Annotated in this window: 4 protein-coding genes and 1 pseudogene; 2 read left to right on the top strand and 3 right to left on the bottom strand. The window is 68.2% G+C overall.

The window, feature by feature from the left end:
* The 3 genes and pseudogenes from AQI88_RS45435 to dxr all read right to left on the bottom strand — a co-directional run.
* Positions 1 to 144: pseudogene (locus AQI88_RS45435) on the bottom strand (flavodoxin-dependent (E)-4-hydroxy-3-methylbut-2-enyl-diphosphate synthase); the annotation flags it as partial.
* Between the two features lie 169 nt (positions 145 to 313).
* Positions 314 to 1,615, bottom strand: a complete 1,302-nt coding sequence (locus AQI88_RS37395) for a M50 family metallopeptidase (RefSeq protein WP_067008787.1) — start codon at positions 1,613 to 1,615, stop codon at positions 314 to 316.
* The gene (dxr, locus tag AQI88_RS37390; RefSeq protein WP_067008784.1) at positions 1,612 to 2,883 is read right to left on the bottom strand and encodes a 1-deoxy-D-xylulose-5-phosphate reductoisomerase; all 1,272 of its coding nucleotides are present in this window, start codon (positions 2,881 to 2,883) and stop codon (positions 1,612 to 1,614) included. Before dxr ends, AQI88_RS37395 begins: the two co-directional genes overlap by 4 nt.
* A gap of 200 nt (positions 2,884 to 3,083) precedes the next feature.
* Between dxr and AQI88_RS37385 the strand changes: the two genes are divergently transcribed.
* Positions 3,084 to 3,542, top strand: a complete 459-nt coding sequence (locus AQI88_RS37385; protein WP_067008780.1) for a lamin tail domain-containing protein — start codon at positions 3,084 to 3,086, stop codon at positions 3,540 to 3,542.
* Positions 3,543 to 3,635: 93 nt separating this feature from the next.
* Entirely contained in the window at positions 3,636 to 4,112 is a 477-nt protein-coding gene (locus AQI88_RS37380; protein WP_067008778.1) for a hypothetical protein, read from the top strand.
* The last annotated feature ends 28 nt before the right edge of the window (positions 4,113 to 4,140 follow it).

Raw genomic sequence — 4,140 nt, 5'->3', positions numbered from 1 at the left:
GGACGTGCGGGTCGTGGTCATCGACTGGACCGACACGGGCGCGTCTCCGCCGACCGCCACGGATCCGACCTGGATCTGCCGGCTCTTCCGGCGCTCGGCGAGCTTGGTCGGAACGGACGGCATGCCGAGAGAAATCGCAGTCATCTGCTGTGCAACCCCAAGTCGTGGATCAAGGTCCGGTCCCGTGAACGGCGGGCTCCAGGCTTCGAGATTACGGCACCGGCCCCTGGGCCAGCACATCCCACCCGGTAAACCCACCCGATGGAAGGCGGCCCGGAACTCATGGTTCCGGGCCGCCTGGAATGTCGGATGGCTAGGAGATTTTCACCGGGTTAACCACGTCCGCGATGAGCACCAGGATGGTGAAGCAGACGAAGATTCCGGCCACCACGTAGGCCACCGGCATCAGCTTGGCCACGTCGAACGGACCGGGGTCCGGCCGGCGCAGCACCCGGGCCACGTTCCGCCGCAGCGACTCCCACAGGGCGCCCGCGATGTGCCCGCCGTCGAGCGGGAGCAGCGGGAGCATGTTGAACAGGAACAGGGAGAGGTTGAAGCCGGCCAGCAGCATCACGAAGTTCGCGAGCTGCTGGGAGGCGGGGATGTCCAGCGTGGCGATCTCGCCGGTGATGCGGGCCGCGCCGACGATGCCGATCGGGGAGTCCGGCTGGCGCGGGGCATTGCCGAAGGCCGCGTCCCACAAGGCCGGGATCTTGGCGGGCAGGGCGGCGAGGGAGTCGACGGCGTCGCCGACCCGGTCGGTCATCCAGGTCACGGACCCGCCGAAGTCCTGCTTGACGACGCCGGTGGCGGCGCTGAAGCCGAGGAAGCCGGCCGGGACGTAGCCCTTGACGTAGTTGCCGCTGGAGTCCTTCTTGGCGACCCAGTTCTCGGTGATCTTCGTGTGCAGGGTCAGCTCCTGGCCCTTGCGGTCGACGACGATCGCGACGTTCTTGCCGGCGCTGTCCCGGATGAGGTCCGAGAGCGTGTTCCAGTCCTTGGTCGGCACGCCGTCGAAGGAGACGATCTTGTCGCCGTTCTTCATGCCGGCCTTCGCCGCCGGGGAGACCGGGTCGGACTTCTTACAGGTGTCACGGTGCTCGCTCTGCTTGATGGTGCAGGGCGAGACGGAGGCGACGGTGGTGGTCTGCTGCGGGATACCGAAGCCCATCAGCACGGTGAGGAACAGGCCGATCGCGAGCACCAGGTTCATGAACGGGCCCGCGAACATGACGATGACCCGCTTCCACGGCTTGCGCGTGTAGAACATGCGCGTCTCGTCACCCGGCTTGATCTCCTCGAAGGCAGCCGAGCGGGCGTCCTCGATCATGCCGCGCCACGGTGAGGTGGAGCGGGCGGAGACCCGGCCCTGGTCGTCGGGCGGGAACATCCCGATCATGCGGATGTAGCCGCCGAGCGGGACCCCCTTGATGCCGTACTCGGTCTCACCCTTCGTACGCGACCAGATGGTCGGGCCGAAGCCGACCATGTACTGCGGGACGCGGATGCCGAAGAGCTTGGCCGTGGACAGGTGCCCCAGCTCGTGCCACGCGATCGAGACGAGCAGGCCGACCACGAAGACCACTATGCCGAGGATGAACATCAAGGTCGTCATGCACGCGCCTCCGCGGTCGCCGTCTTGGCTGTCAGTTCACGAGCCCGGGCCCGTGCCCAGGTCTCCGCTTCGAGGACGTCCGACACGGTGAGTGAAGTTCCCGCGACCGGGGTGCCGTGCTCCTCGACCACCCGGGTGACGGTCTCCATGATCCCGTTGAAGGCCAGTGCGCCGGTGCGGAAGGCCTCGACGCACTCCTCGTTGGCCGCATTGAACACCGCCGGGGCGGTGCCCGCGAGCTGCCCCACGTGCCGGGCGAGGTTCACCGAGGGGAAGGCCTCGTTGTCCAGCGGGAAGAACTCCCAGGTGGAGGCCTTGCTCCAGTCGAAGGCGGGCGCCGCGTCCGGGACGCGCTCGGGCCAGCCCAGACCGATGGCGATGGGCCCGCGCATGTCGGGGGGCGTCGCCTGGGCGATCGTGGATCCGTCGGTGAACTCGACCATCGAGTGAACATACGACTGGGGATGCACGACGACCTCAATGCGGTCGAAGGGAATGTCGTAGAGGAGATGTGCCTCGATGACTTCCAGGCCCTTGTTGACGAGGGTCGCCGAGTTGATCGTGATCACCGGGCCCATCGCCCAGGTGGGGTGGGCGAGGGCGTCCTCGACGGTGACGTTCGCCAGCTGTGCCTTGCTCCGGCCGCGGAAGGGGCCGCCGGAGGCGGTGACGACCAGTTTGCGCACGTCGGCGCGGATGCCGGCGGCGAGCGCCTGGAAGAGCGCGGCATGCTCGGAGTCGACCGGGATGATCTGCCCGGGCTTGGCGAGCGCCTTGACCAGCGGGCCGCCGACGATCAGCGACTCCTTGTTGGCGAGCGCGAGGGTGCGGCCCGCCTCCAGCGCGGCCAGGGTGGGCGCGAGGCCGATGGACCCGGTGATGCCGTTGAGCACGGTGTGGCAGTCGGAGGCGGCGACCTCGGTGGCCGCGTCCGGTCCGGCGAGGATCTCGGGGAGCGGCTCCCCGGTGCCGTACCGCTCGCGCAGCGCCTCGCGCAGGGCCGGTGCGGCGTCCTCGCGGGCGACGGCCACGGTCCGTACCCGCAGGCGGTGGGCCTGCTCGGCCAGCAGGGCCACGCGGCTGCCGTTCGCGGACAGGGCGGTGACCCGGAAACGGCCGGGGTTGCGCAGCACGAGGTCGATGGCCTGGGTTCCGATGGACCCGGTGGAGCCGAGGATCACCACGTCCTTCGGGCCGTCGGCCGCGAGGGGGTCGTAGACGAGGTGTGGATCGGCGAGGGGTGCCGGACTGGCGGGACTGTCGGTCATCCCTCCATTGTTGCCGCAAGCCGCGGCCGCCAGGACAGGGCATCCCTCGGGCGGGTGCGTTAACAGCTTTCGTCGCCTGATGGAGTGGTTTTCCCGTTGTGAAGTCATGGTGAAGATCGTGTGATAACACTTCAGTCCCGGGCCGGTGGACGACCGGCCCGGGACGACTCCGCGGACGACATCCTTGGGGGGATTTCTCCATGCGTACTGTGCGCATACGTGCCGCCCTGCCCGCCCTCGCGGGCGCGGCCCTGCTCACCGGCACCCTGCTCAGCACCCCGGCCCAGGCGGCCGGGGGCGTGCACATCCACCACGTCTGGTTCGACAGTCCGGGCCGGGACGACCGCTCCAACAAGAGCCTGAACGCCGAGTGGGTGCAGATCAAGAACTCCGGCAGCTCGGCCGTCTCGCTCAGGGGCTGGGTCCTGAAGGACGCCTCGAACCACAAGTACGTCTTCCCGAACGTCAAGATCGGCGCAGGGAAGTACATGAAGATCCACACCGGCAGCGGCTCGGACACCGCGTCGGACAAGTACCAGGGCCGGCGCGCCTACGTCTGGAACAACGACAGGGACACGGCCACGCTGACCAAGGCGAGCGGCTCCAAGGTCGCCTCCTGTTCCTGGACGACGCGGGATCCGAGCGACAAGTACTGCTGAGGCCCGGTGAATTCGCGCGTGTCCGGCCGCCGCACATGGCATCCTTCCTGCTGAAGCCCGTCAAGCAGGGCCACAGGGGGAGGAGTCACCACGATGAACCGCACACGCACGACCGCAGCCGTCCTGGCCACGGCAGGACTGGTCACCGCCGCTCAACTCGGCCTCGGCACCGCCGCGTCGGCCGCTACGTCGACGCCGAAGAGCAGCGGCTGCCCGATCGACCTCGTCTATCCGAGCCGCTTCTACGTCGACTCGCACGGCTGGGTGACCAACGGCGGCCTCTACTTCGGGATCAAGAACAAGAGCACCAGCCAGAGCTTCAGGAAGGTCACGTTCACCGTCACGGACGTCAGGAACATCCGCTTCGGCCACGCCAGGCCCACGGGCGGCAAGGTCACCAAGAACACGTCGAAGACGGTGTCCGTGTACACCACGACGCTCAAGAAGAAGGCCAGCCTCGGGATCAAGGTGCCCACGCACCTGCTCAACACCCGCTCCTACAAGGTGAAGTTCACCCTGAAGGGCACGGGCTGGAACTGCGCCGTGGACCAGGGCACCTGGGGCGTCTGAGCCCCAGCTGCCCTGGACGGCAGGGAGC

This window comes from Streptomyces cellostaticus, from assembly GCF_001513965.1.
In the GTDB taxonomy this organism is placed as follows: Bacteria; Actinomycetota; Actinomycetes; order Streptomycetales; family Streptomycetaceae; genus Streptomyces; species Streptomyces cellostaticus.
This window is presented reverse-complemented; position numbering and strand designations above follow the sequence as displayed.

Excerpts from the sequence above, each read along its gene's own strand:
- AQI88_RS37380 (WP_067008778.1), top strand. The coding sequence starts at position 3,636 with ATGAACCGCACACGCACGACCGCAGCCGTCCTGGCCACGGCAGGACTG.
- dxr (WP_067008784.1), bottom strand. The coding sequence starts at position 2,883 with ATGACCGACAGTCCCGCCAGTCCGGCACCCCTCGCCGATCCACACCTC.
- AQI88_RS37395 (WP_067008787.1), bottom strand. The coding sequence starts at position 1,615 with ATGACGACCTTGATGTTCATCCTCGGCATAGTGGTCTTCGTGGTCGGC.
- AQI88_RS37385 (WP_067008780.1), top strand. The coding sequence starts at position 3,084 with ATGCGTACTGTGCGCATACGTGCCGCCCTGCCCGCCCTCGCGGGCGCG.